Annotated in this window: 21 protein-coding genes; 9 read left to right on the top strand and 12 right to left on the bottom strand. The window is 72.8% G+C overall.

Translation table 11 applies throughout. The features are described from left to right. The first annotated feature begins 18 nt into the window (after positions 1–18). Complete coding sequence (locus tag AC1UE4_RS20720) at positions 19–810, top strand: oxygenase MpaB family protein (RefSeq protein WP_482919231.1); 792 nt, start codon at positions 19–21, stop codon at positions 808–810. Here the strand turns inward: AC1UE4_RS20720 and AC1UE4_RS20715 are convergent. From AC1UE4_RS20715 to AC1UE4_RS20690, 6 genes are all read right to left on the bottom strand, one after another. Further along, a complete protein-coding gene (locus AC1UE4_RS20715) occupies positions 807–1559 on the bottom strand; it encodes a hypothetical protein (protein ID WP_482919230.1) in 753 nt (250 codons plus the stop codon). The two genes, AC1UE4_RS20720 and AC1UE4_RS20715, sit on opposite strands and share 4 nt — an antisense overlap. A gap of 48 nt (positions 1560–1607) precedes the next feature. After that, positions 1608–5330, bottom strand: coding sequence for an outer membrane protein assembly factor BamB family protein (locus AC1UE4_RS20710; RefSeq protein WP_482919229.1), 3723 nt, complete (start codon positions 5328–5330; stop codon positions 1608–1610). 137 nt (positions 5331–5467) lie between these two features. After that, positions 5468–7024: an aldehyde dehydrogenase family protein gene (locus AC1UE4_RS20705; protein WP_482919228.1), complete on the bottom strand. Its 1557-nt coding sequence runs from the start codon at positions 7022–7024 to the stop codon at positions 5468–5470. A gap of 11 nt (positions 7025–7035) precedes the next feature. Continuing rightward, the gene (locus tag AC1UE4_RS20700; RefSeq protein ID WP_482919227.1) at positions 7036–7383 is read right to left on the bottom strand and encodes a hypothetical protein; all 348 of its coding nucleotides are present in this window, start codon (positions 7381–7383) and stop codon (positions 7036–7038) included. A gap of 52 nt (positions 7384–7435) precedes the next feature. Continuing rightward, positions 7436–8755, bottom strand: a complete 1320-nt coding sequence (locus AC1UE4_RS20695) for a replication-associated recombination protein A (RefSeq protein WP_482919799.1) — start codon at positions 8753–8755, stop codon at positions 7436–7438. 2 nt (positions 8756–8757) lie between these two features. Then, entirely contained in the window at positions 8758–9777 is a 1020-nt protein-coding gene (locus tag AC1UE4_RS20690) for a dipeptidase (protein WP_482919226.1), read from the bottom strand. 20 nt (positions 9778–9797) lie between these two features. Between AC1UE4_RS20690 and AC1UE4_RS20685 the strand changes: the two genes are divergently transcribed. The 6 genes from AC1UE4_RS20685 to AC1UE4_RS20660 are packed head-to-tail and all read left to right on the top strand — an operon-like array spanning position 9798 to position 16240. Next, positions 9798–11093 (top strand): M20/M25/M40 family metallo-hydrolase, encoded by a 1296-nt coding sequence (locus tag AC1UE4_RS20685; protein WP_482919225.1) that lies wholly within the window; start codon positions 9798–9800, stop codon positions 11091–11093. After that, positions 11086–12168: a nicotinate phosphoribosyltransferase gene (locus AC1UE4_RS20680; RefSeq protein ID WP_482919224.1), complete on the top strand. Its 1083-nt coding sequence runs from the start codon at positions 11086–11088 to the stop codon at positions 12166–12168. Before AC1UE4_RS20685 ends, AC1UE4_RS20680 begins: the two co-directional genes overlap by 8 nt. Positions 12169–12219: 51 nt before the next feature. Further along, complete coding sequence (locus tag AC1UE4_RS20675; RefSeq protein ID WP_482919223.1) at positions 12220–13722, top strand: ATP-dependent metallopeptidase FtsH/Yme1/Tma family protein; 1503 nt, start codon at positions 12220–12222, stop codon at positions 13720–13722. A 27-nt stretch (positions 13723–13749) separates the two neighbouring features. Then, a complete protein-coding gene (locus AC1UE4_RS20670) occupies positions 13750–15603 on the top strand; it encodes an LVIVD repeat-containing protein (protein ID WP_482919222.1) in 1854 nt (617 codons plus the stop codon). Beyond that, entirely contained in the window at positions 15561–16025 is a 465-nt protein-coding gene (mce, locus tag AC1UE4_RS20665; RefSeq protein WP_482919221.1) for a methylmalonyl-CoA epimerase, read from the top strand. Before AC1UE4_RS20670 ends, mce begins: the two co-directional genes overlap by 43 nt. Continuing rightward, positions 16025–16240 (top strand): hypothetical protein, encoded by a 216-nt coding sequence (locus AC1UE4_RS20660; protein ID WP_482919220.1) that lies wholly within the window; start codon positions 16025–16027, stop codon positions 16238–16240. Before mce ends, AC1UE4_RS20660 begins: the two co-directional genes overlap by 1 nt. Here AC1UE4_RS20660 and AC1UE4_RS20655 read toward each other — a convergent pair. After that, positions 16237–17523, bottom strand: coding sequence for a phospholipase D-like domain-containing protein (locus tag AC1UE4_RS20655; protein WP_482919219.1), 1287 nt, complete (start codon positions 17521–17523; stop codon positions 16237–16239). The genes AC1UE4_RS20660 and AC1UE4_RS20655 overlap by 4 nt on opposite strands. Next, positions 17520–18347: a diacylglycerol/lipid kinase family protein gene (locus tag AC1UE4_RS20650; RefSeq protein ID WP_482919218.1), complete on the bottom strand. Its 828-nt coding sequence runs from the start codon at positions 18345–18347 to the stop codon at positions 17520–17522. The genes AC1UE4_RS20655 and AC1UE4_RS20650 overlap by 4 nt, the downstream gene beginning before the upstream one ends. A gap of 33 nt (positions 18348–18380) precedes the next feature. On the opposite strand from AC1UE4_RS20650, the gene AC1UE4_RS20645 reads away from it, so the two are divergent. Continuing rightward, entirely contained in the window at positions 18381–18941 is a 561-nt protein-coding gene (locus AC1UE4_RS20645) for a phosphatase PAP2 family protein (RefSeq protein WP_482919217.1), read from the top strand. Beyond that, positions 18938–20017, top strand: coding sequence for a redox-regulated ATPase YchF (gene ychF / locus AC1UE4_RS20640; RefSeq protein WP_482919216.1), 1080 nt, complete (start codon positions 18938–18940; stop codon positions 20015–20017). Before AC1UE4_RS20645 ends, ychF begins: the two co-directional genes overlap by 4 nt. Positions 20018–20024: 7 nt before the next feature. Here ychF and AC1UE4_RS20635 read toward each other — a convergent pair whose 3' ends face one another. The 4 genes from AC1UE4_RS20635 to AC1UE4_RS20620 are packed head-to-tail and all read right to left on the bottom strand — an operon-like array spanning position 20025 to position 24684. Beyond that, entirely contained in the window at positions 20025–22046 is a 2022-nt protein-coding gene (locus AC1UE4_RS20635) for a glycoside hydrolase family 2 protein (protein WP_482919215.1), read from the bottom strand. 27 nt (positions 22047–22073) lie between these two features. Then, positions 22074–22937, bottom strand: a complete 864-nt coding sequence (locus tag AC1UE4_RS20630) for a 5'-3' exonuclease (protein ID WP_482919214.1) — start codon at positions 22935–22937, stop codon at positions 22074–22076. A gap of 11 nt (positions 22938–22948) precedes the next feature. Then, positions 22949–23812, bottom strand: coding sequence for a cupredoxin domain-containing protein (locus tag AC1UE4_RS20625; RefSeq protein ID WP_482919213.1), 864 nt, complete (start codon positions 23810–23812; stop codon positions 22949–22951). Further along, on the bottom strand, positions 23809–24684 hold the full coding sequence (locus AC1UE4_RS20620; protein ID WP_482919212.1) for a multicopper oxidase domain-containing protein: 876 nt from the start codon (positions 24682–24684) through the stop codon (positions 23809–23811). The genes AC1UE4_RS20625 and AC1UE4_RS20620 overlap by 4 nt, the downstream gene beginning before the upstream one ends. Between the last annotated feature and the right edge of the window lie 48 nt (positions 24685–24732).

The raw sequence follows: 24732 nt of genomic DNA, 5'->3' as shown, positions 1-24732 counted from the left end.
GCCGTACCTTGGTTGGAGATGGCCCCGGAGAACGCCAGCTACTTCACCGACGACTCGATGCTGCGGCGCGTGCATCGCGAGTACGCGGTCGCGCTCAGCGGCCCGCGGGCGCTGCTCATGCAGGCGACCCACCACAAGGCGTTCAAGGGGTTCTTCGCGCACACCGGCGCGCTCGACGAGCCCTACGAGCGGCTGAGCCGGACGGCCGAGGTGATGGACACGATCGCCTTCGGGCCGCGCGAGCGCGCGGACAAGATGACCCGGCGCGTGCGGGCGATGCACGGGCGCGTCCGGTGGGAGGTCGACGGGGAGCAGTTCGGCGCCGACGACCCCGACCTGCTGCTGTGGATCCTCGCGACGCTCGTGGACAGCGCGCTGCTCGTCTACCAGCGCTACGTCCGCCCGCTGACGCGCGACGAGCGCGACGCGTACTGGCAGGACTACAAGGTCATCGGCCGGCTCTTCGGGCTGACTGACGCCGACCTCCCCGAGGAGATCGACGACTTCGACGCCTACATGGCGCAGATGCTGACCAGCGAGGACCTGCACCTCGACGACGACGCCCGCGAGCTCGCCATCGACATCGTCCTCAGACCGCCCGTCCCGCTGTGGGCGAAGCCGCTCCTCGAGACCGCGAACCAGATCACCATCGGCCTCCTGCCGCCGGAGATCCGGAGGCTCTACGGCTTCCGCTGGGATCCGGCGAGAGCGGTGGCCGTCCGAGCCGGCGCCGAGTACGCGCGCCGGCTCGTGCTGCCGTTCCTGCCCGGGTTCGTCCGGCATGTGCCGAGCGCCCGGGCCGCCGCCTAGCCGCGGCGTGTGCGCTTCTTCTTGACCGGCGTGAAGAGCGCCTTGTAGGACCACTCGGTCACGCAGGTGCCGGTGCCGAAGTACTTGGCCTCGCACTCGTCGCGGCCGCTCGCGGTGATCGAGAACGAGCCCTTCGTCTTGCGCATCTTCGACGCGGGCGCGTTGCCGATGTGGCTCGTCAACAGCGTGATGCCGGCACGCGAGACCGCGCCGTCCCAGTCGAACCCGACACCGTCGTCGCACGCCTTGACGACGTCGCGCGTGCTCTGGTCGAGGCTGTCGCTCATCACCCAGCGGTTGCGCGTGAGGAACTGCAGCGAGACGCTCGTGTCGATCCGGTGCTTGCCGAGGCAGTCGGCGAACTGCGTGGGGGTCTCCTTGCCGCACACCTGCCAGGTCATCCCGCCGCTGCGGCGCGTCTCGCCGGTCAGCTCGAAGTTCGGCTTGAGGTCCTTGCGCGTGACGCCCGGCTGCGCGCCCGGCGACGCGACGAGCTGAACGCGGACCGGCTTCGGCGACGACAGCTCGAGGATCTCCTCGCCCTTGCCGCTGTAGCCCTCCATCTTCGGCCCGCCGCACTCGACGGACACCGGCTGGAACGCGAACGAGCTCTTCATCTTCACCGAGAGGCGCACGTCGTAGTCGCGGATCACGGGGAGCCCCGCGGCGTCGGAGGCCGCCGGCACCGCGGCGCCGGCGAGGGAGAGAGCGGCGGCGCAGGCGCCGATGAGCTTGGAGCGGGTCGTCATGGGCGGCACCTTCGCCGCCGCTGACTGCCCGTCGCATCGGGGGTTCTCCTACTTCACCTCGAACGCGCCCCGCATCCAGGGGTGGATCGTGCAGAAGTACGCGTACTTGCCCTCGGGCAGGTCCTTCGGGGTCTGCGCCGTCGGGTTCGGGCTGCCGCCGTCGATCGGGTCACGGCCCATCGTCCCCGAGTTCCACCGCCCGTCGGCGAGCGGGTAGTTGCCGACGTACGTCCCGTTGCACGGCCACGCGCACGTGGTCACCGTGTGCCGGATCCCCGCCTGCTGGTCGGCGTTGACGAACGTCAGCGACTGCCCCTTCGGGACGACCGCGATCTCGCCGGGGGCGTCCGACCCCGCGGTGCGGTTGCCGGGGAGGTAGCTGAAGTTCGCGATCGTGACCGTGTTCGTCGCGACCGGCGTCGGCTCGCCCTTCGGGGGGAGGTCGCAGGGCCGGCCCCACTGCGGCCCGCAGAGCGGGTCGGGGTGGAACCGCCACGGCCGGTTCGGCACGCCCTCCTCCGGATCGGCGGGCAGCATGATCGTCTTGCGGCGGATCCGCTCGCGCACGACCTTCGTGTGGCAGCGCCGCTTCCTGGCGGATCCGCGCCGCTTGCGGTCGCACACGCGCACGCGGTGCTTGACCGTCTTCGTCGACGTCGTCACGCGGCGCTCGCCGGCCGGCCCGACGATCTCCTTGCGGCACTTGCCCTCGGGCTTCTGCTGCTCGTCGACGTACATGCCGAGGTGCTCCATCACGCGGTACCACGCGTGGTCGGCGTTCTCGTACGTCGCGGAGATCCGGATGCGGTCGCCCTTGCGGATCGGCGCGCGGAAGCCGGGGTGCGTGACCTCCATCTGGAAGTCCTCCGAGAGCGGCGTGCGCCTGAAGATCGCGTCGGAGCGGAACAGCTGCGTGCCGCCGTAGCCCCTGCCGTCGTCGGGGCACGGGTCGTCCTTGCGCCCGTAGTTCTCGACGGTGAGGCTGATGCCCCCGGGGTGCATGTGGCCGCCCATGCCGATGATCGTCCCGTCGACGGTCGAGGTCCACTCCTCGACGCGGCCGGACTCCTTCGCGTACTCATGCACGCCGTCGCCGGCCGGGTCGCGCGGGACGTCGTACGTCTCGCCGAACAGCACGCCGCTGACGTCGTGGTGCGGCCGGCCCATGACCTTCTCGAGCTCCTCCGGCGTCCCGTGCAGGAACGTCACGTCGAGTGCGATGTAGACCGCCAGCGGCGCCGCGGTCTTGTTGTGCAGCATGTAGATCATCAGCTGCGGGTTGCCGCGCTTGATGTACGCGCCGTAGACCGGCCCCTTCGGATCGGCGGCGGAGCGCTCCTGGAAGTCGCCCCGCGTCTCCTCGTCGCCGTTGCCGAAGACCCACTCGGTGTTCCCCTGCGTGTAGTTGTCCTCCTCGTTGCCGGGGTCGAGCGCGAACCAGTGCGCGTGGTGGATGTGGCCCTCCATGTGCGACGGCTCGGAGAGGTCCTCGACGCGCCGCATCGACGGCTCGACGGAGAGGAGGAACCCGCCGTTGACCGGCAGCTCGATGTCCGCGCGGTTCATGTCGTGACCCGGCGGAACGGTGTACGGGCCGAAGTAGAACGTCATCTTCTGCTTCGTCCCGGCGGGCTTCGGCACGAAGCGGTCGCCGCGCCGGCGGATGCCCTTCAGCCCGCCGCCGCCCTGCGCCGGAGCCGAGTGGCCGTGGGCGTCGTCGTGGTCGTGCGCGACGTCCTCGTAGGGCTCCGGCTGCACGTCCGGCGGCTTGACGCACGGCTTCTTCGTCACCGTGATGTACCGCGTGCCGCTGCGCCGCACCGTCGCGCGCTTGCGCTTCTTCTTCGCGGCCGGCCTCCTCTTCTTGACGACCGCCGCCGGCGGCTGCTCGTGCGCCGCGCGGGCCTTCACCCGGCGGCGCTTCTTCGGGCGGTCGGGAACGAAGCGGCTCGTGCGCTTGACCGTCTTCGGCATGCACGTGCCGGGCTCGAGGCCCTCCATGCGCGCCTCGCCGCCGTCGTTCGCGTAGCCGCCCTCCTCGAGCAGCTCCTTGCGCGGCCGGTAGGCGACGAGGTAGCCGGACGAGCTCTGCGTGCCGGTCGCGGTGAACACCGATCCGCCCGCGATCGCGACGCCCGCCCACGACGGCGAGCCGAGCGGCACCTTCGCCAGCATCGCGCCCGTCGCCGCCTCGCGGACGTTGAGGTGCCCGGTCATGTCCGTGCTGTACACGACGCCGTTGGCCGTCGAGGTGGAGCTGAAGTGGAGCGGCCCGCCGTCGGTCGAGACCCACGACTGCACGCCGGCCTTGTCGATCGCCCACTGCTCGCCGCCGATCGTGTCGGGGCCGTAGACGCGCTGGCCGTCCCACGCGGTCGAGCCGATGATCCCGCCGAGGAAGATCCCCGGCGGCGCGGTGATCGCGCTCCACACCGGGTCGAGCGTCTGGCGGTCGAGCGCCCAGTACGTCCCGGACTTCTGGCCCTCGCCGACGAGCTTGCGGCCGCCGGCGCCCTCGATGAGCTGCGGCGACGCCCCGAAGTCGTAGTCCGGCCCGGCGCCGACCATCTTCTCGGTGCCGTTCCAGACGTCGCCCGCGGTGGCCTGGAAGTGGTCGAGCAGCCTGCCCGTCGCCGCGTCGAGCGCCAGGACGGAGTCGGTCGTGGCGGCCGCCGGCTCGTGGTACGCGTTGCCGGTCCCGACGTAGAGCCGGCCGGTCGCGGTGTCGACCGCGGGCGTCGTCCAGACCGATCCGCCGTCGTGGCCCTCCGGGACCGTGTGCGTCTTCCACCGCAACGCGCCCGTGCGCGTGTCGAGCGCGACCACTGCGCCGCGCACGTTCACCGCGGGATCGCCGGTCTCGCCGAAGAGCGCCGAGACCCCGATGTAGGCGGTGTCGCCCCAGACGGTCGGGCTGCCGTAGACATCGGCGTTCTTCTGCGTGTCGATGACGGTGTCCCACAGCTGCCGGCCGCTCGCGAGGTCGAACGCGACGACGCGCGGGCTGTTCGGCTGGGCGACGGGGACCAGGACGCGGTCGCCGGCGATCGCGGCCGTGCCGTTGATGGGCGCGTCGACGTGCCTGGTCCACTTCACCTTGCCGGTCGAGGCGTTCAGCGCGTGGACCCAGCCCTGGTTGGTGCCGGCGACGAGCGTGTTCTTCGCGATGACCGGCGTCCCCGTGAAGTCGCCGCGGGGGGAGAAGTAGCTCCACACGGGCCCGAGCATCGGCGCCTCCGCGACGGACGGCCCCGTCGCGCCGCCGTTGCGCGAGTTCGCGAGGTCGCGGCCGTAGAGCGGCCACTCGTCCGGGCCGATCGGCTTCACCGCCGCCTGCGGCGTGAGGTCGATCGGGTCGGGCGCCATCGTCCCCGCGCCGGGGACGCTCTGGGTGCCGATGCCCTCCGGCGAGGGGATGGGGCTGTCGCCGCCCTTGACCGGCGCGACGTTCAGGACGCCGCGCATCCACGTATGCAGCGTGCAGTGGAAGGGGTACGCGCCGGCGGGCAGGCTCTCGACGCCCTTGACCGGGACCGTCTCGTTCATCCCGGCCAGCGCGCTGCCGAAGCGCCCCTGCTCGTCGGCGAGGTCGTGCTGGGCGAGCGGATCGAGGTTCGTGAGGTCGAGCGAGTCGCCCTGGCCGATCGCGAGCGCGGGCGTGGCGTAGTTGAGCGCCGTCGAGTACGCCGTCCACTTCGCACCTTGCGCGACCTCGTCGCCGAAACCGAAGACAACCGCGGCGAGCGCCGCCGCACGAACCCAGAGCCTCATCCCGTCCCCCCGTGGCGCGAACGCCATCGTTCAGACGCGGGATGAAAGCAGAGAAGTGGTGCGTGCGCGCCGTCGCACCGCGAAAAGGAGCGTCGGCGGCGCCGCGCACCGCCGGGGCCCGTCCCCGGTTGGTGCGCCTAGCGGCGAACGGTGCGCGAGGCGAGCTTCGCGAGCGCGACGGAGCGGCTGCGCCACGCGCGCGAGCGGTCTCGGTCGCGGACGGACCGCAGCCATGCGAGCGCCTCGCCGGCGCGGTACGACGTCGCGTCGTAGGGGAACCACCAGAGCGGCCGGAACGGCGGCGGGTCCCAGGTGACGACCTTGTCGTTGACGCACTCGAGCAGCGCGGACTCGCCCCGGACGCGGCCGAGGCCGGAGTCCTTGACGCCGCCCCACGGCAGCTGCGGCGCCATCGCGCTCACCTGGTGGTCGTTCATCCACACCATCCCGACGTGCAGCGCGCGGGCGATGCGGGCGCCCTGCGCTCGGTCGTCGGTCCAGATCGACGCGCCGAGGCCGACGTCGGTCGCGTTCGCCAGCGCGATCGCCTCGTCGATGCTGTCGACCGCGACGACGACGAGCACCGGGCCCGGCACCTCCTCGAGCATCAGCGGCGCGTCGGGCGGCACGTCGGTCACGACCGCGGGCGCCACCCACGGCCCATCGCCGTCGCCGCCGCAGTGCAGGACGGCGCCGCGCGAGACCGCGTCGGTGATGAGCTCGCGTACCCGGACGGCGCGCTCCTCCGAGGTCAGCGGCCCGATCTCGGTGGTGTCGTCGCGCGGATCGCCGACGCGCAGGGCCGACGCGCCCTCGACGGCGCCGGCGAGGAAGCGCTGGTAGAGGGAGCGGTCGACGTAGGCGCGCTCGATCGAGCCGGGCGCCTGGCCCGCGTTCGCGAACGCGCCCCACACGGCGCCGGCGACCGCCTGCTCGACCGCGGCGTCCGCGAGGACGAGCATCGGATCGCGGCCCGACAGCGCCAAGGTGCTCGGCGTCAGCTCGCGCGCGCACGCCTCGCCGACCTCGCGGCCGACGGCGGCCGAGCCCGACAGCCGGATCTGGTCGACGGGCGCCTCGACGAGCGCGCGCCCGGTCGCCGACCCGCCGTGCACGACGCGCAGCAGCCCCTCGGGCAGGCCGGCCCGCGCGAAGATCCGCAGGATCCGCTCACCGCACAGCGGCACGGTGGGCGACGGCTTCAGCACGACCGCGTTGCCGGCCAGCAGCGCGATCGCGACGTCGCCGAGCGGCTGCGCGAACGGGTCGGACGCCGACGTGATGACGCCGATGACGCCCACCGGCGTGTGGGTGATGCGGGCGCGCTTGGGCAGGAAGAACGTCGGCGACAGCCCGACGCGACGGTCCCCGATCATGCGCGGCCCCTGCTCGGCCAGCCACAGCAGCGTCTCGACGGCCGGCAGCAGCTCCATGTGCATCGTCTCGGCGCGCGGGCGGCCCTGCTCGCGGACGATGAGGTCGACCAGCTCGTCGAGCTCGTCGATCACCGCCTGGGCGGCGCGGCGCATGTAGCGCGCGCGGTCCTCGACGCGCAGCTGCGCCCACAGCGGCTGGACGGCGGCGGCGCCGGCGACGGCCCGGCCGACCTCCTCGGGCGCGGTGCGCGGAACGGTGCCGAGGAGCGTCCCGGTGGCGGGTTCGTGCGACTCGACGAGCTCGGAGACGGCGGCCACGCCGCCCGAATCTACGCGACGCGGCGCTCGTGGGCGCGCAGCTGCGACGCCAGCGCGTCATCGAGCAGGCGCCGCACGGCCGGATCGGCTGCGAGGACGGTCGCGGCCCGGGTGTCCGCCGCGATCGTGCCGAAGCCGGCGAGCTCCTCCGTCGCGCCCGTCCACCGCGTGGCGACGATCGCCCAGCAGCGGCCGAAGTCGCAGCGCAGAGCGCGCCGGACGTCGAGGTCGTCGGCGTGGAGTCCGAGATCGGCGAGCAGGCTCGTCAGCCCGTGGCGGTCCAGGGGACGCGCGAGGCGCAGGCGGACCCGCCCGCCGCTCGGGAGCCCATGGGAGCGGTCGAGCAGCACGTCCTTCACAACACCGCAGGCTGACAGCCGATGCGGTGCACCCCGTGAAGGATCCGTTGCGTCAGCGGCCCTTCGGCGGCTCGGGGGCGGGGCGATCGGGGACGCCGGCGCGCGCCCGCGCCTCCCGGATCCGCTCGAGCCGCTCGGCCAGCTCTGCCTCCGCCTCGTCGGGCAGGTAGAAGCGCGTGCCGGCGACCTCCTCGGGGAGGAGCTCCTGACCCGACAGGTGGCCGGGGCGGTCGTGCGGGTAGTCGTAGCCTCCGCCGCCGCGGAAGCGCGACCGCAGATGGGCAGGCGGCAGCTCGGCGCCGTTCTCGCGCACGTACTCGCGAGCGCGGGCGATCGCCCGGTATGCGGCGTTCGACTTCGGGGCCAGGGCGAGGTAGACCGCGCACTGAGCCAGCGCGTGCGCCGCCTCGGGCATCCCGACGTGCTCGACGGCGGCCGCCGCGGACGTCGCGACGACGAGCGCCTGCGGGTCGGCGTTGCCGACGTCCTCCGAGGCGAGGATCACCATCCGCCGCGCGATGAAGCGCGGGTCCTCGCCGCCCTCGATCATCACCGCGAGGTAGTAGAGCGACGCGTCCGGGTCGGACCCGCGCGTCGCCTTGATCCACGCCGACGCGTAGTCGTAGTGCTGGTCGGCGGCCTTGTCGTAGCGGATCGCCCGCCGCTGCAGTGCGGTCTCGGCCTCCTCGACGCCGATGCGCTTGCCGGACTCGGCCGCGATCTCCAGCGCGCCCAGCGCGACGCGGGCGTCGCCCTCGGACCGCTCGGCGAGGAACCGGATCGCGCCGTCGTCGGCGTCGATGCCGGTGCGGCGCAGCAGCGTCTCGACCTCGTCGGCGTCGAGCGGCTGGAGCTCGTAGACGCGCACGCGGCTGAGCAGCGCCGAGTTCACCTCGAAGTACGGGTTCTCCGTCGTCGCCCCGATCAGCGTGACAAGCCCCTCCTCGACCGCGGGCAGCAGCGTGTCCTGCTGCGCCTTGTTGAAGCGGTGGATCTCGTCGAGGAAGAGCACCGTCCGCTCGCCCGTCGCCTCACGCCGGTGCCGCGCGCGCTCGATCACCGCGCGCACCTCGGGGCGGCCCGCCTCGACCGCGCTCAGCTCCTCGAACGCGGCGCTCGCCGACGCGGCGACCAACCGCGCAAGCGTCGTCTTGCCCGCGCCGGGCGGGCCGTGCAGCAGCATCGAGTGCGGCCGGCCCTCCTCGATCGCGCGCCGCAGCGGCTGGCCGCGCTCGAGCACGTGCTGCTGGCCGACGACCTCCTCGAGCGCGTGCGGGCGCATGCGCACCGCGAGCGGCGCGTCGGACTCCGGCACGCCGGTCCGCGTCCGCACCGGCTCGTTCGTCTCGTCGGGGCCGAAGAGCTGGTCCATGCTCACGACCGCCAAGTCTGACCGAGCACCCGGCGCCAGTTGCCCCAGGCGATCTTGATCACCTCGTCCTCGGAGAACCCGGCCCGCCGCAGCGCATCCAGCACGCGCGGCAGCCCCGCGACGTCGCCGATCGCGTCCGGCACGTCGGCGCCGTCGAAGTCGGAGCCCAGCGCGACGGCGTCGACGCCGATCCGGTCGGCGACGTACCGGGCGTGCGCGGCGACCGTCTCGAGCGGCGTGTCCGTCTCCTCCGACCCGTCGGCGCGCAGGAACGCGACGGCGAAGACGATCCCGACCAGGCCGCCGCTCGCCCCGATGAGGTCGAGCTGCTCGTCGGTCAGGTTGCGCGACGACGGGCACAGCGCGTGGGCGCCGGAGTGCGACGCGACGAGCGGCGCCTCCGACAGCGCGGCGACGTCCCGGACGCCCGCCTCGTTGAGGTGGCTGAGGTCGACGACGATGCCGAGCTCGTTGCACCGCCGCACGAGCCGCTTGCCGGCGTCGGTCAGGCCGGGACCGGTGTCGGGCGATGAGGGGAACCGGAACGGCACGCCGTGGGCGAAGTGGTTCGGCCGGCTCCAGACGGGGCCGAGCGACCGCAGGCCGCGGTCGAACCAGACGTCGAGCAGCTCGAGGTCCTCGTCGATCGCCTCGGCGCCCTCGAAGTGCAGGACCGCGGCGAGCGCGCCCTCCTCGGCCGCGACGTCGAGCTCGACAGCCGTCTGCACGAGCCGCACCGCGCCGCGCTGGTGGAGGTCGACCAGCCGCGCGTACACGCGCTCGCAGTGCGCCAGCGCGTCGGCGTGCGGCACCGGTGGCGGCAGCGGGACGTCGTAGCCGTCGTCGCCGAAGACGATCTCCTCCTCGCCAGGCGACGGCGTGTAGATCGCGAAGATCCCGCCGCCGAACCCGCCTGCCCGCGCGCGCGGGACGTCGATGTGGCCGTCGGCTCGTCCGGCCGCGAAGGCATCCGCAGTCGTGGCGGTGAGCACGTCGTTGTGGCCGTCGAAGATCGGTTGCACGTCCCTAGGATGCCCGGACGATGGACGCGACCACCGTGCTGCAGCGCCTCATCCGGTTCAACACGGTCAACCCGCCGGGCAACGAGCGGCCCGCGCAGGAGTGGCTGGCGGGCCTGCTGCGCGATGCGGGCTTCGAGGTCGACCTCGTCGGACGGCTGGATGACCGGCCCAACCTCGTCGCCCGCCTGCGGGGTCGCGCGGACGGTCCGGTGCTCGGCCTCCTGTCCCACATGGACACCGTCCTCGCCACGCCGGGCGAGTGGCGGCACGACCCGTGGTCGGGCGACCTCGCCGACGGCTGCATCTGGGGGCGCGGCGCGCTCGACATGAAGTCGCAGACCGCGGCCGAGGCGGTCGCGGCGATCCGCCTCGCGCAGTCGGGCTGGCGCCCCGCGGCGGGCGACCTGCTCGTCATCTGCGTCGTCGACGAGGAGGTCGGCGGCGTCGAGGGCGCGCAGTGGATCTGCGCGAACCGGCCCGATCTCGTCCGCTGCGACTACCTGCTCAACGAGGGCGGCGGCACGGTGATCCCGTTCGACGGACGCCGCGTCTTCGAGGTCGGCGTCGGCGAGAAGGGCGTCTTCCGGTTCCGCCTGCGCGCGACCGGCGTCGCCGGCCACGCGTCGATGCCGCGCATCGGCGACAACGCGCTGCTCAAGCTGGCGCCCTTGCTGCAGCGGATGGCCACCAAGCGCCCCGGCTGGGACGTCACGGAGGCGCCGCGTGCGTTGCTGAACGGGCTGGGGCTCGGGCCGGTCGACGGCGATCCGACCGCGGCACTGCAGGAGCTCGACCGCCGCGATCCGCGCCTGGGCGTGATCGTCGACCCGATGCTCGCCGTCACGCTGTGCCCGACGAAGGCCGCCGCCTCGACGAAGATCAACGTCATCCCGTCGGAGGCGACGATCGACGTCGACTGCCGCGTCCCGCCCGGCCACGGCGAGGAGACCGCGCTCAAGCGGATCCGCGAGGTGCTCGGCGACGACGGCTACGAGCTCGTGTTCACCGAGCAGGTGATCGGGAACAGCTCGCCCGTGGCTTCACCGCTCATGGACGTCATCACCGGCTGGATCGGCGAGCAGGAGCCCGAGGCGATCGCGCTGCCGTCGATCCTGCCCGGCTTCACCGACTCGCGCACGTGGCGCGACACGTTCCCCGAGTGCGTCGCGTACGGGTTCTTCCCGCACCGGCACATGACGCTGTACGAGACGGCGCCGCTCGTGCACAGCGCCGACGAGCGCATCGACGTCCGCGACCTCGACCTCGCCACCGGCTTCTACGAGCACGCCGCCCGCTCCCTGCTCGGCGATGGCTGAGCGCACCGACCCGGAGGTCTTCCGGCTGCCGGTCGAGCGGCTGCGCGAGGGCTACTACTCGGACAACTACTTCAACCTCACGAAGGAGCTGCTCGAGGACGACGGCCACCACCCGCGCGTCGTCGTGCAGGTCTTCCAGAAGCAGCGGTCGGTGCTCGGCGGCATCGACGAGGCGATCGCGATCCTCAAGCACTGCGCCGGCCACGTCGACGCGGACGGCGCGTGGGTGAGCGCCTGGGACGACCTCGAGGTCCGCGCGCTGCACGAGGCCGACGCGATCGAGCCGTTCGAGCCCGTCCTGCACATCGAGGGCGACTACGCGCAGTTCGCCCACCTCGAGACGGTCTACCTCGGGACGCTCGCCCGCCGCTCGCTGATCATGCGCAACGTGCGCGCCGTCGTCGAGGCCGCAGCGCCGAAGCCCATCTGGTACTTCCCGGCGCGCCACGACCACTGGCTCGTCCAGACCGGCGACGGCTGGGCCGCGCACCTCGCGGGCGCGATCGGGGTGTCGACCCACGCGCAGGCGTCGTGGTGGGGCGGGCGCGGCATGGGGACGATCCCGCACGGCCTCATCGCGGCGTACGGCGGCGACACCGTCCGCGCGGCGAGGAAGTTCGCCGAGCGCTACGCGAGCGAGATGAACGTCACGGTGCTCGTCGACTTCAAGAACGACTCGGTGGGGACGGCGGTCGCGGTGGCCGACGCGCTCGGCGAGGACCTGTGGGGCGTGCGCCTGGACACGAGCGAGCAGCTCGTCGACCGGTCGCTGCTGGACGAGATGGGCGGCTTCAAGCCGACCGGCGTCAACCCGCGGCTCGTCGAGAAGGTCCGCGCCGGCCTGGACGCGGCGGGGCACGAGCACGTGAAGATCGTCGTCTCCGGCGGGTTCACCGTCGACCGCATCACGGAGTTCGAGGAGCTCGGCGTGCCGACCGACGCGTACGGCGTCGGCAGCTCGCTGATCAGGGGCTCGAACGACTACACGGCGGACGTCGTGCGGGTCGACGGGCAGCCCTGCGCGAAGGTCGGCCGGTGGGAGCGCGACGCCTCGCGCCTCTCGCCGGTCAACTGATCTCGACGCCCGGGACTTCAGGCCGGAGCCCCTGCTGCCGACGAAAGGGTCGTGCAGTGGCTGCAGGACTTCTCGTACCAGTGGCAGGGCCTCGCGACGATGCTCTTCATGGTCGCCATGGTCTGGCTGATCTGGCGGACGTTGAAGGCGATGCCGAAGACGAAGCCGCAGGAGCTCAAGCCGGACATCAAGCACCAGGTCCGCTGGGACGACATCGCGGGCGCCGATCCCGCGAAGGCCGAGCTCAAGGAGGTCGTCGACTTCCTCAAGGACCCCAAGTCGTTCAAGCGCCTCGGCGCGAAGGCGCCGAAGGGCGTCCTGCTGCACGGCCCGCCCGGCACCGGCAAGACGCTGCTCGCCAAGGCGGTCGCCAACGAGGCGGGCGCCACGTTCTTCAGCCAGTCGGCGTCCTCGTTCGTCGAGATGTTCGCCGGCCTCGGCGCCGCCCGCATCCGGCGCCTGTTCCGCGAGGCGCGCAAGGCGGCGCCCGCGATCATCTTCATCGACGAGCTCGACGCCGTCGGCGGCCGCCGCGGCAGCGACATCTCGGGCGAGCGGGAGCAGACGCTCAACCAGCTCCTCGTCGAGATGGACGGCTTCCCGTCGTCGGACCAGATCGTCGTCATGGCCGCGTCGAACCTGCTCGACAAGCTCGACCCGGCGCTGCTGCGCCCCGGCCGCTTCGACCGTCAGGTGCTCGTCTCGCCGCCGGACGTCGCCGGCCGCAAGGACATCCTCGAGATCCACACGCGCGACAAGCCGCTGCGCGACGTCGACCTCGACCGGATCGCCAAGCAGACGAGCGGCCTCACCGGCGCCGACCTCGCGAACCTCTGCAACGAGGCGGCGATCCACTGCGCGCGCCGCAAGGGCCACGCGATCACGCAGGAGGACTTCAACAAGGCCTTCGAGCGCGTCATCGCCGGCGTCGAGTCGTCGACCGTGATGACCGAGCAGGAGAAGCGCCTGGTCGCGTGGCACGAGGCGGGCCACGCGCTCGTCGGCGAGGTGCTTCCCGGCGTCGACTCGCCGCACAAGATCTCGATCGTCCCGCGCGGCGACGCGCTCGGCTACGCGATCTCGCTGCCCGACGAGGACCGCTACCTCTCGACGCGCGAGGAGCTCATCGACCGGATGGCCGTCCTGCTCGGCGGCCGGATGGCGGAGCAGATCGTCTTCGACGTCATCACGACCGGCGCGGCGAACGACCTCGAGAAGGTCGCGAAGATCGCCCACGCGATGGTCAACGTCTACGCGATGGGCGCCTCGGCGTCCGGCCAGCGCGCGTGGATCGACATCGAGGCCGCGTCCGAGGCGTCGCGGCGGGTCCGCGACGAGGAGCAGCGCGAGCTCGCCTTCGAGGCCGAGAGCATCGCGCGCGACATCCTCACGACGCACCGCGCCACGCTCGACGCGCTGGCCAAGGCGCTGCTCGAGCGCGAGGTGCTCGAGCGCGAGGACCTCGAGGCCATCATGGGCTCGATCCCGAAGTTCGCCCGCGCGGGCGGTACGGGACTGCGGATCGCCGCGGCCTCCAAGCCGACAGAGCCATAAGACCGAAAAACGGTCTACAGTCGGGAGATGGCCATCTCCCGCCGCGCGCTCGTCGTGCTCACGCTGCTGCTCGCGATCCCTCTGGTCGCGGCGATCGCGATGCAGAGCCGTTCCGCGACCGCGCAGACCCCGCCCATCCTGGCGAGCCCGAACGTCGAGCTCGTGGGCTCCGTGCAGGGCAAGGGGACGGTCGGGATCTCCGGGGTGTTCTCCCGGACGGCGCCGTACTTCTACACCTCGGGCGCCGACTCGGTGAGCGTGTTCGACGTCTCCGATCCCGAGGACCCGAAGCTCACCGGCAAGCTCGTCAACGCCGTGTTCGAGAACGAGGCGATGACGATGGGCGAGCGCATCGAGAACGGCAAGATCCGCCGCTTCGTCCTGATCGGCAACGACCTCGCCAACGTGACGCTCAACCGCGACGACGTGCCGCACGTCGGCCGCGCCAACGGCCAGGAGATGATCGTCGTCGACGTCACGGACCCGGCCGACCCGAAGGACGTCGGCCGCACGCCGTCGACGGGGCCGGACGCCGTGACCACGAGCACGCACACGATCGCCTGCATGAACGCGGCGTGCACGGTCGCCTACACCGCCGGCGGCCGCGAGGGCACGTTCTCCGTCCTCGACCTGACCGACCTCTCCAAGCCCAAGCAGGTCAAGGAGGTCAAGTCGGCGGCCGCGGGCCCCAACGCGGTCTTCGAGACGGGCGCCGGGCACCACTGGAACGTGGACGGCTCGGGCATCGCGTGGCACACCGGCTCGGGCGGCGCCGAGGCGTACGACGTGAGCGACCCGCTGTCGCCCACGCCGGTCAACGCGACGGACGCCAAGGGCGTCGAGACGCCCTGGAACGACTTCATCCTGCACAACTCCCAGCGCCCCAACGCGGCCGCGTTCGGGCCCGGGAAGGAGCCCTCGCTGGTCAACGGCAACGTCCTGCTCGTCACCGAGGAGGACTACGTCAACGACGGCGACGAGGTCGCCTGCGACCGGGCGGGGACGTTCCAGACCTGGGAGATCCCGGACATGGACGGCGCCGCCTACCGCGCCTCCAACCCCGACCAGAAGCCGAGCCGCGGCACGATCCGCCCGCTCGACATCATCAACGCGCCGAACGAGGCCGGTGGCGGCCTCACGACGCCGGTCGGCGGCTTCTGCTCCGCGCACTGGTTCGACTACCACCAGAGCGGGATCGTCGCGCAGGGCTACTACCAGCAGGGCATGCGCCTGATCGACGCCCGCAACCCGCGCGACCTCAAGCAGTTCGGCTACTTCACCGGTGGCGGCGGCGAGGTGTGGGACGCCTACTGGGTGCCGCAGCGCGACGCGTCGGGCGCGGTCGTGCCGGGCAAGAAGACGAACCTCATCTACACGGTCGACGCCGTGCGCGGCCTCGAGGTCCTGCGCGTCAACGACCTGCCGGCGGACCTGCCGGTCAGCGGCGACGAGGGCGCGCGCGGCGCGTTCCCGGCGCCGGTCGGCGAGGGCGGGGCCTCCTCGTCGTCGCGCACCGGTGCTCCGTGCGCGGCGCCCGGCTCGAAGTTCACGCGCGGCAACCGGATCGGCGCGAAGGGCATCCGGCTGCGCGGGCTCGCGCTCGCCCGCGGACGCTGCGCGGTGCGCCGCGTCGAGGTCGCCGTCGCACGGCGATCCGGCAAGCGCTGCCGGTTCCTGAAGGCGAGCGGCCGGCTCGGCGCACGCCGCAGCTGCGCCGCCCCGCAGTTCCTGCGCGCGACCGGCACGAGGCGCTGGAGCTACCGCCTCGCGCTGCGGTTGCCGCGCGGCCGCTACCTCGCCTACTCGCGCGCCGTCGACTCCGCGGGCACCGTGGAGACGTGGGGCAAGAGCCGGAAGATCCTGCGCGCGCGCGTCCGCTAGCGTCCGCGCCCGTGTTTTCACGGATCGACCACGTTGGCGTGGCCGTCGCGGACCTCGACGCCGCGATCGAGCTCTACGAGACCACGTTCGGGATGACGCTCGTCCACCGCGAGACGGTGACCGAGCAGGGCGTCGAGGCCGTCCTGCTCGACGTCGGCGAGAACCACGTCGAGCTTCTGCGACCGCTCGGCGACGACACCCCGGTGGGCAAGTTCCTCGCGAAGAAGGGCCCCGGCCTGCACCACGTCGCCTACCAGACGACGGACATCGAGGCGACCCTCGAGCAGCTGAAGGCGGCCGGCGTGCGGCTCATCGACGAGTCCCCGCGGACCGGGATACGCAACTCACGGGTTGCGTTCTGCCATCCTGCTGCCACACTCGGGGTGCTCACCGAGATCGTCCAACCCGCAGAGGACCACTGATGGCCAACCAGCGCATCTCCATCGGCTTCCAGGCCAGCCCGCCGATCGCCCTCCGCGTCTCGCAGGAGGAGCTCGACAAGCTCAACGGCGCGCTCGGCGGCGAGGGCTGGCACGACCTCCAGGGCGAGGACGGCACGCTGAGGCTCAGCCTCGAGCACGTGCTCTGGGTGCGCGTCGAGCGCGACGAGCAGCGCGTCGGCTTCGGCCTGACCTAGAGCTCCCGCCGCACGAGCTGCATCGCGCGCTCCTGCGTGCGCTGCCACTTCGGCCGCTGCTGCCAGCGGTCGGGGTCGATCCGGTCGCTGACCTCGAGGTCGCGCTCGAACTGCTCGGTCAGCCGCTCGGCGAAGCGGCGGCTCTGCACGCAGAGCGTCGCCTCGTCGTGCAGCTGGAACGAGCGGTTGTCGAAGTTCACGCTGCCGACGCTCGACCAGATGCCGTCGACGCACAGCGTCTTCGCGTGCAGCATCGTCGGCTGGTACTCGTAGATCTCGACGCCGCAGCCGGTCAGGTCGTCGTACTCGAGCCGGCCGGCGATGCGGACGAACTCCTTGTCGATGTGCGGGCCGGGCACGAGGATCCGGACGCGCACGCCGCGCTGCGCGGCGTCCTGCAGCGCCTCGCTGAACGCCGGCCGGGGGGCGAAGTACGCCGCCGTGAGGTCGATCGTGCGCTTCGCCGACGCGATCGCCAGGAAGTACATCGCCTCGATGTCCGTGTCGCCCACCGTGGCGCTCGAGCGGACGACCTGCATCGGGCCGCCGGTGTCGACCGGGTCGAGGTCGGGCAGGTGGCCCGGGCCGGCGATCACCTCGCCGGTGGCCTCGAGCCAGTTCTCCGCGAACGCGCCCTGCAGGCCACGGACGACCGGCCCGCGGACGCGGACGTGCGTGTCGCGCCAGTGGTCGGGGTCCTGGGCGTTGCCGGTCCACTCCTCCGCGATCCCCACGCCGCCGGTCATCCCGACCTTGCCGTCGACGACGAGCACCTTGCGGTGCGTGCGATTGGCCAGCCGGCGGATGGCGTACGGCTTGATGGGGCGGAACCGCGCGACGCGAGCGCCGGCCTCCTCCAGCTGCTTGATCACCGACCGCTGCATCTTCGCCGTGCCGACCGCGTCGAGCAGCACGTTGACCTCGACGCCCTCCTTCGCCTTCTCGCACAGCGCCTCGGCGACCTCGTCGACGATGTCGCCGCGCCAGCAGACGTACGTGACGAGGTTGATCGTGCGCTCGGCCTCGCGGATCGTCTCGATGAACGCCGGGAAGATCTCGTCGCCGTTGATGAGCAGCTCGACCTCGTCGCCGGTCGAGATCGGCGCGCCGGTCAGCGTCTCCGCGGCGCGCATGAACTCCGGCTCGCCGACGTCGAGGTCGGCGTGGCCGTGCAGCTCGTAGCCCTCGCCGCGCTCCCGGCGATGGCGCAGCGAGTCGCTCGCGTACCACGACCCCGCGAGCACGGCGACCCCGATCGGCCAGCGGGCCTCGCGCCAGTTCATCGCGGGACCACCACTTCCACGAGGCCGGCGACCGTGAAGCGGTTGCGGTCGAGGTCGAGCACCTCGCCGTCGACGTTGAACTGCGTGTCGGCGTCGATCTCGACGGTCTCGGCGCGCAGGTGGACCACCTCCTCCTCGTGGACGAGCTGCCCCTTGCGCATCGCCCACGCGCGGCGGGCGAGCTTGAGACGCGAGCCGGCGGGCACGATCGCGACGTCGAGCTGCTCGTCGGCCGGGTCGACGCCGCCGGTGCCGCTGTCGCCGCCGAACGCGCCGGTCGCCGCGACGAGCACCTGCCAGGCCTTGCCGTCCCAGGTCCGCTCGTCCGCGCGGACCGAGAGCCGCAGCGGCTTGCCGGTCACGCCGGCCCGGATCGCGCCGACCGCGTAGGCGAGCGGACCGAGCGCGCTCTTGAGCGGCCGGGCGCGCTCGGCCGCGAGCACCTGCAGCCCCGCCGCGGCGACGTTGACGAACGGCCGGCCGTCGGCGTCGGCGACCTCGGCGGTCCGGGTGGGAGCGTCGGCGCGGGCGGCGAGCGCCGTCGCGTCGTCGACGTCCAGCGGCAGGTCGAACCACCGCGCGAACGAGTTCGCCGTGCCGGTCGCCACGACCGCCAGCGGCAGCCCCTTCCGCGAGGCGAGCAGCGCGGCGGGCCCCACCGTCCCGTCCCCGCCCGCGGCGACGATCCGGTCCGCACCGGAGACGTCCACGTCTCCGCCGCCGCAGACCGCGTCGAAGTCGAGCACCGTCACGTCCACGCCGTGCGTCCGGAGGTGGTCGGCGACGTCGTCCGCCCCGCCGCTGCCCGACTTCGAGTTGGCCACCAGGGCGCAGCGGACCGTCCTATCCTGCGCGCGGTGCCCGTCGCCCCGGATCCCGGCGCTCAGCGGTCTCTGCGTGCGCGCCTCACCGGCGGGCCGCTCGCGCGTGCCGTCGGCCGCGTCGACGTGCGGATCTACCGCTTCGTCCGCGGAACGCTCCATCACGGCGCCGCCGAGCCGTGGATCCGGAGGTTCTCCATGACCGGGGAGCATGCGGCGCTCTGGTATCTGGTGGGTGCCGCGGGCCTCGCTGTCGACGCCCGCAGGAGGCCGCGCTGGCGCAGGGCGCTCGCGGGCGTCGCGCTCACGCAGCTCATCAACGTCTCGATCAAGGGCATCGTCCGCCGTCGCCGCCCGGCGCTCGAGGACCTCCCGCATCTCGTCTCCGTGCCCACGTCGCTCAGCTTCCCCAGTTCCCACGCCTCCACGTCCTTCGCCGCCGCGCGCGGGTTCGGCCGGCTGATCCCGGCCGGTCCGCTGCACCTCGTCGCGGGCGCGATGGCCCTCTCGCGTGTCTACCTCGGCGTGCACTACCCCTCCGACGTCGCTGTGGGAGCCGTCCTCGGCTCCGCGGTCTCCAACGCGGTGCGCCCGTGAAGGTTGGGATCGTCGGGATGCCCAACGCGGGCAAGTCCTCGCTGTTCAACGCGCTCACGAAGGCGGGCGCGGAGGCGGCGAACTACCCGTTCACCACGATCGAGCCGAACATCGCGATCGTGCCGGTCGAGGACGAGCGGCTCGACCGCGTGGCCGCCACGGTTGGCGCGTCGAACCTCGTCCACGACACGATCCAGTTCCACGACATCGCGGGCCTGGTCCGCGGCGCGCACGAGGGCGAGGGGCTCGGCAACCAGTTCCTCGCGAACATCCGCGAGACCGACGCGATCGTCCACGTCGTCCGCGCGCACACCGACGCGAACGTCATCCATCCCGAGGGCGACGTCGATCCGCTGCGCGACATCGAGACGATCGAGACCGAGCTGATCTTCGCCGACCTCGAGCAGGCCGAGCGCCGCCACCAGCGCGTCGTCCGCGCCGCCCGCGGGGGCGACAAGGTCGCCGTCGCGGAGGAGGCGTGGCTGCGCGCGCTCATCGAGGCGCTGCACGAGGGCAAGCCCGCCCGCACCGTCCCGGCGCCGCGCGAGGCGCCGAACGCGCTGCGCGACCTCGGCCCGATCACCGCCAAGCCCGTGCTCTTCGTCGCCAACGTCAACGAGGGCGACGACGACGTGCCCGCGGGCATCGCCGCCCACGCCGCCTCGCACGACGCGAAGGCCGTCGCCGTCTCGTCGCGCATCGAGGCCGAGCTCTCCGAGCTCGACGAGGAGGAGGCGGCGATGATGCGCGAGGAGATGGGCGTCGGCGAATCCGGCCTGCAGCGCGTCGTCCGCGGCGCGTTCGACTTGCTCGACCTGCTCGCGTTCTTCACCGCCGGCGAGGCCAAGCCCGCCCAGTCGTGGCACCTCAGGCGCGGCCTGACCGCCTGGCACGCGGCGGGCGAGATCCACTCGGACATCCAGAAGGGCTTCGTCCGCGCGGAGGTCGTCGGCTGGGAGGACCTCGTCGAGCACGGCGGGTACGCCGGGGCGCGCGACAAGGGCGTGCTGCGGCTCGAGGGCCGCGACTACGTCATGCGCGACGGTGACGTGATCACCGTCAAGTTCACCCCGTAGCGCCGGGTCAGGCGACGGCGCGCAGCCGCCGCTCGCCCGGCTCGCCGGTCTGCACGCTCGGCGGGGCGGGGCGGTCGCCCCAGAGCAGGACGTCGCGCAGGAGCCAGGCCAGGACGCCGGCGGCGAACGCGAGCAGCGTGAGGAGCGCGGCGATGAGCATGAGCGACCCGGGCGGCGTGGGCGGCGCCTTCGCCGGACGCGCCGTCGCCTCCGCGACCGCGCGCGACGCGGCGCTGCGGTACAGCGGCGTGCGGGCGAAGTCGCGCTCGGCGACCGTCCACGCCGGCTTGCGCTTGCCCGAGGCGTACTCGATGAGGCCCTTGTCGTGGATGCCGTCACGCGCGACGTCCTCGCGCTGCGCGCCGCCGTCCCAGTCGGGCTTGACGGCGAACTCGCGCAGCGTCCAGTAGATGGCCCCGCTCATGTAGCCGTGGCGGCCGACGACGTCGTAGTACCTCTGCAGGTACCGCGACTGGAAGGCGTAGGTCTCCTTCATGTCCGCCGGCCCGTCCATCGTCGACTCGGCCCCGAACTCCGTCATCACGAGCGCCTGGTCCGGGTACTTCGCGTGGAAGTCCTCGAGGAACGGCTCGAGGTCGTTGATGTCGCCGGTCGGGTGCGCCTCGTCGCCCTGGTACCAGCCGAAGTAGCTGTTCAGGCCGAGCAGGTCGAAGTTCGCGTACGTGCCCTGCCGCTCGAAGCCCGGCCACGCGAGCACGTCGACCGACACCGGCACGGTGGGGTCGAGGTCGCGCACCATCGCCGCGGCGCGGTCGAGGAAGTCGCGCGTGCCGAAGTTGTCGTCGGGGCGCGGCGACAGCTCGTTCGCCACCGAGTGCGTCAGCACGGCCGGATGGCGGCGCGCGGCGAGCACGGTCCGGCGCACGGTCGCGAGCTCGTGGTCGCGGTTGGCCGCCTCGCGCAGCTGGACGTCGCGGTGGTAGACGGGCGCCTGGCTCCAGACGAGGATCCCCGCCTCGTCGAGCTCGTCGAGCAGCCGCTCGTCGAGCAGGTAGTGCGCGCGCGTGACGTTCGCGCCGATCGCCTTGAGCTCGCGCACGATCTCGTCGATGTCCGCGTCGGTCAGCGCCGGCCCGCGGCCCGGCATGTCCTCCTGGATCGACGCGCCGCGCACGTTCAGCTCGCGCCCGTTGAGCAGCAGCTTGCCCTTGCGCACGGTGACGGTCCGCAGCCCGACGTGCTGGTGGTCGACCTGCTCGACGCGCGACCCGATCCGCGCCTCGACGGTGCCCTGGTAGAGCTGCGGGTTCTCCGGGGCCCACAGCTTCGGCTCGCCCGGCACCGGCGCGTCGAAGACGATCCGCCCGCGTTCGCCGGGGCGCAGCGTGCGCATCCGCACCGTCCGCGTGGCCGTCGGCCCGCCGCCCGGCGCCTGCAGCCGCGCGGTGACGAGCGGGCGCTGCACCCGCGGGGAGCGGTTCGTGATCCACCCGTCGACGCGCACCGAGGCGCGGCAGACGCCGGTGCACGCCACCTTCGGCAGCAGCCCGACGTCCTGCATCGCGACGCGCCCCAGCGGGACCAGGTGGACCTGGCGCGTGATCCCGCCCCAGTTCCACCAGCCCTCGCGGAAGCCCGGCGTGCGCCGGTTGTCGACGCGGACGACGAGCAGGTTCTCCGCGCCCGGCCGCAGCCCGGCGGCCGTGAGCTGGAACGGCGTGTACGGATCGGCGTTCGTGCCGAGCAGGCGGCCGTTGAGGAACACCTCGGCGCGCCGGCGCACGCCGTCGAAGCGCAGCCCCCACGCGAAGCCCTCGGGCGCGCGCGGCGCGCGGAACCGCAGGCGGTACCAGCTGACCTGGCCGTCGAACGTCGCCGGATCGGGCCGGCCGTCGTTGAAGACGTGTGGGACGGTGACCCGCTCCCAGGCGCCGTCGTCGGTGGCGCGGAACTCCCAGCCGCGGTCCAGCTCGGCGGCGCGCGGCGGCCCCGCGGCGTGCGCGGCGGCGGGCGCGAACGCCGCCAGGACCGCGAACGCGGCCAGGACGGGGAGCAGGGAACGACGCACCGGGGGGACCATCATGACGACGGGAGGTCAGGACGCCGCGAGCTTCTCGAGCCGCTCGGCCAGACGGAGCATGCCGTAGGACCGGGCCGTCTCCGCCGCGGACCGCCAGTCGGTCTGACGGTCGTCCGGCCTCCGTACCGGAACATCGACGAGCGTCGCGATCTCCTTGAACCGCCGCAGCGCCTCCGCGTCGTCGCGCAGGGCGGCGCCGATCCGGGGGCGCATCCGGACCGACGCGGCGATGGCGTCCTCGAGCGTTCCGTGCTCACGAAGGATGTCCTTCGCGGTCTTCTCCCCGATGCCCTTCGCACCTGGCAGCCCGTCGCTCGGGTCGCCCCGCAGCGCGATGAAGTCCGGGACCTGCTCCGGATCGACGCCGTAGCGCTTGCGGACCTCGGCGGGGCCGATGAGCTCGGGCCCCTCCTTGGCGCCGCGGGGGAACATGATCGTGACCGAGTCGTTGGCGCACTGGAACAGGTCGCGGTCGCCCGTGAAGAGCAGCGTGCGCCCGCCCGCCTCCGTCTCCGCCTGCGCGTAGGCGCCCAGGAGGTCGTCGGCCTCGAGCGTGTCGTGCTCCTCGACGTACCACCCGAACGCCTCGAAGTACGACCGCGCGCGGTGCCACTGGTGCGCCAGCTCTCCCGGCATCTCGGGGCGGTCGCCGTGGTAAGCGGGGAAGAGCTCCTTGCGGTAGACCGCCGCCTCGGCGCCGAAGCACAGGACGACGGCGCGCGGCGTGTGCTCCTCGATCGCCCGCAGCAGCAGGTTCGTCGTGCCCAGCAGCGCGTTGACCGGGTGGTCGTCGGCGTCGGTGATCGACTTGGGCAGCGCGAAGAACGCCCGGTAGAGCAGCGAAGGGGCGTCGACGACGAGCAGCGGAGCGGGCGGCACGGCGGCAGAGGCTAATGGCCGCCGTGGTGCGTGCCTTCGCGCATGACCGGGGTCAGACCCCATGCATGCACGGTGCGGCTGGTCGCGAGCGGCGTCCATCCGTCGGCGTCGAGCAGGACGACGCGGTAGGGGCGGCGCGCGGCCGGGACGCGGAACGTCGTCTCGGAGACGTAGTCGAGCTTGCGGCGGCGGTCGAACCACCAGCCGAACCGCTCGCGCCGGTAGGACTGCAGCGCGACGCGTCCGTACGGCAGCGGCGGCGTGACCTTCACCGTGACCGTCCGGCCGCGCACCGTCAGCGCCACCTTGCGGTCGGACACGAGCAGCTTGCGCGGGCGGCTCGTGCCCGCCGGCACGCCGGCGACGAGCGAGCCCGTCCGCTGCGCGGTGACGGTGGTGCGCCACGTGCCGTCCGCGGCGGCGGCCGCGGACGCGACCACGCGTGAGACGCCGGCGGCATCGACCTCGGAGACGACGACGGGCGCGGCCGGCGCCGCCCGGCCGGAGACGACGACCGGGTCGCCGGCGGGCACGGCGAGCACCGGCAGGACGTCGAGCGTCACGGGCGCGACGACGACGGCGCCGGTCATGGACGGGTGCAGCGTGCAGTGGTAGGCGATGACGCCCGGCTGGGCGACGGGCAGCTCGAACCGGCCCTCGGGCTCGAGGACGCCCGAGTCGAAGGCGCCGTCGTCGGCCGTGACCGTGTGGGTCCGGGCGCTCACGTTCGTCCACGCGACGACGTCGCCGGGCAGCGCATCGAGGTCGCCGGGCCCGTAGGCGTCCTGCTGGATCCCGACGCCCAGCGTCTCCGCCGCGGCCGCCGGAGCGAGGACGAGGGTGGCGACGAGGGCGAGGAGGGCTGCCGCTCTCACCGCGCGACCCGGTAGATGCCGATCATGCCGCGCATCATGTGGTCCTCCACGTGGCAGTGGTAGAGCCACGTGCCCGGCGCGTCCTCGCGCCAGCGGATGCGGAAGCTCTCGGCCGGCCCGACCGTCTGCGTGTCGCGGCCCTCGCCGTCCGGGGTGACCCAGCGGTGCCCGTGGACGTGGAAGGTGTGGAAGTCCGAGCCCATCGCCATGACGTCCCACTGGACGGTCTCGCCGACCTTGGCGGTGAAGACCGGCGTGTTGCCGACGAAGGCGCGGCCGTCGATCGCCATGAACTTGCCCATCGGCGACATCACGACCTGGAACTCGCGGTCGGGCGCACGCTCGTGGCGGCCGCGGATCGAGAGCATCCCGAACATCCCGCCCTCGATCGAGTGCATCATCGACGGCGAGTGGTCGTGGTACGGCCACACGCCCGCGGCGTTGCGGCCCGCGGTCAGCCGGTACGTCCACGACTGGCCCGGCTTCACGTCGGCGTCGCGCCCGGAGAAGCCGGGGACGTACGCGCCGTCGGAGCTCGGCTTGTAGGACACGCCGTGGAAGTGCATCGAGTGCGGCTCCCGACGCAGGGTGTCCATGTTCTTGAAGTGGATCCGCAGCTTGTCGCCGACGCGGGCGCGGATGAGCGGGCCGGGCACGAGCTGCCCGTCCGCGCTGGACCGCGACGCGTTCGGCAGCGGCGCGCGCCAGCCCTTCGTGTAGCGCCGGTAGACGACGGTCGGGAAGATCGTGCCCGCCGGGTCGACGGCCACGCCCTCGATGGCATCGCGACCGTTCGGCGCGATGTTCCAGCTCGTCGGGACGGCCGCCACCCACACGTCGACGACGCGCGCGTGGGCGGATGCGGCGCCCACCCACCCCACAAGCACGAGGGCCCCGGCTGCCGCCAGGGCCCTCATGGT

It is taken from the genome of Parviterribacter kavangonensis, from assembly GCF_056863335.1.
This window is presented reverse-complemented; position numbering and strand designations above follow the sequence as displayed.

Bases quoted from the DNA above. Each gene is read 5' to 3' on its own strand.
- AC1UE4_RS20685 (WP_482919225.1), top strand. From the start codon at position 9,798: ATGGACGCGACCACCGTGCTGCAGCGCCTCATCCGGTTCAACACGGTC.
- AC1UE4_RS20715 (WP_482919230.1), bottom strand. From the start codon at position 1,559: ATGACGACCCGCTCCAAGCTCATCGGCGCCTGCGCCGCCGCTCTCTCC.
- AC1UE4_RS20720 (WP_482919231.1), top strand. From the start codon at position 19: ATGGCCCCGGAGAACGCCAGCTACTTCACCGACGACTCGATGCTGCGG.
- AC1UE4_RS20655 (WP_482919219.1), bottom strand. From the start codon at position 17,523: ATGAACTGGCGCGAGGCCCGCTGGCCGATCGGGGTCGCCGTGCTCGCG.
- AC1UE4_RS20670 (WP_482919222.1), top strand. From the start codon at position 13,750: ATGGCCATCTCCCGCCGCGCGCTCGTCGTGCTCACGCTGCTGCTCGCG.
- AC1UE4_RS20680 (WP_482919224.1), top strand. From the start codon at position 11,086: ATGGCTGAGCGCACCGACCCGGAGGTCTTCCGGCTGCCGGTCGAGCGG.
- AC1UE4_RS20710 (WP_482919229.1), bottom strand. From the start codon at position 5,330: ATGAGGCTCTGGGTTCGTGCGGCGGCGCTCGCCGCGGTTGTCTTCGGT.
- AC1UE4_RS20695 (WP_482919799.1), bottom strand. From the start codon at position 8,755: ATGGACCAGCTCTTCGGCCCCGACGAGACGAACGAGCCGGTGCGGACG.
- AC1UE4_RS20660 (WP_482919220.1), top strand. From the start codon at position 16,025: ATGGCCAACCAGCGCATCTCCATCGGCTTCCAGGCCAGCCCGCCGATC.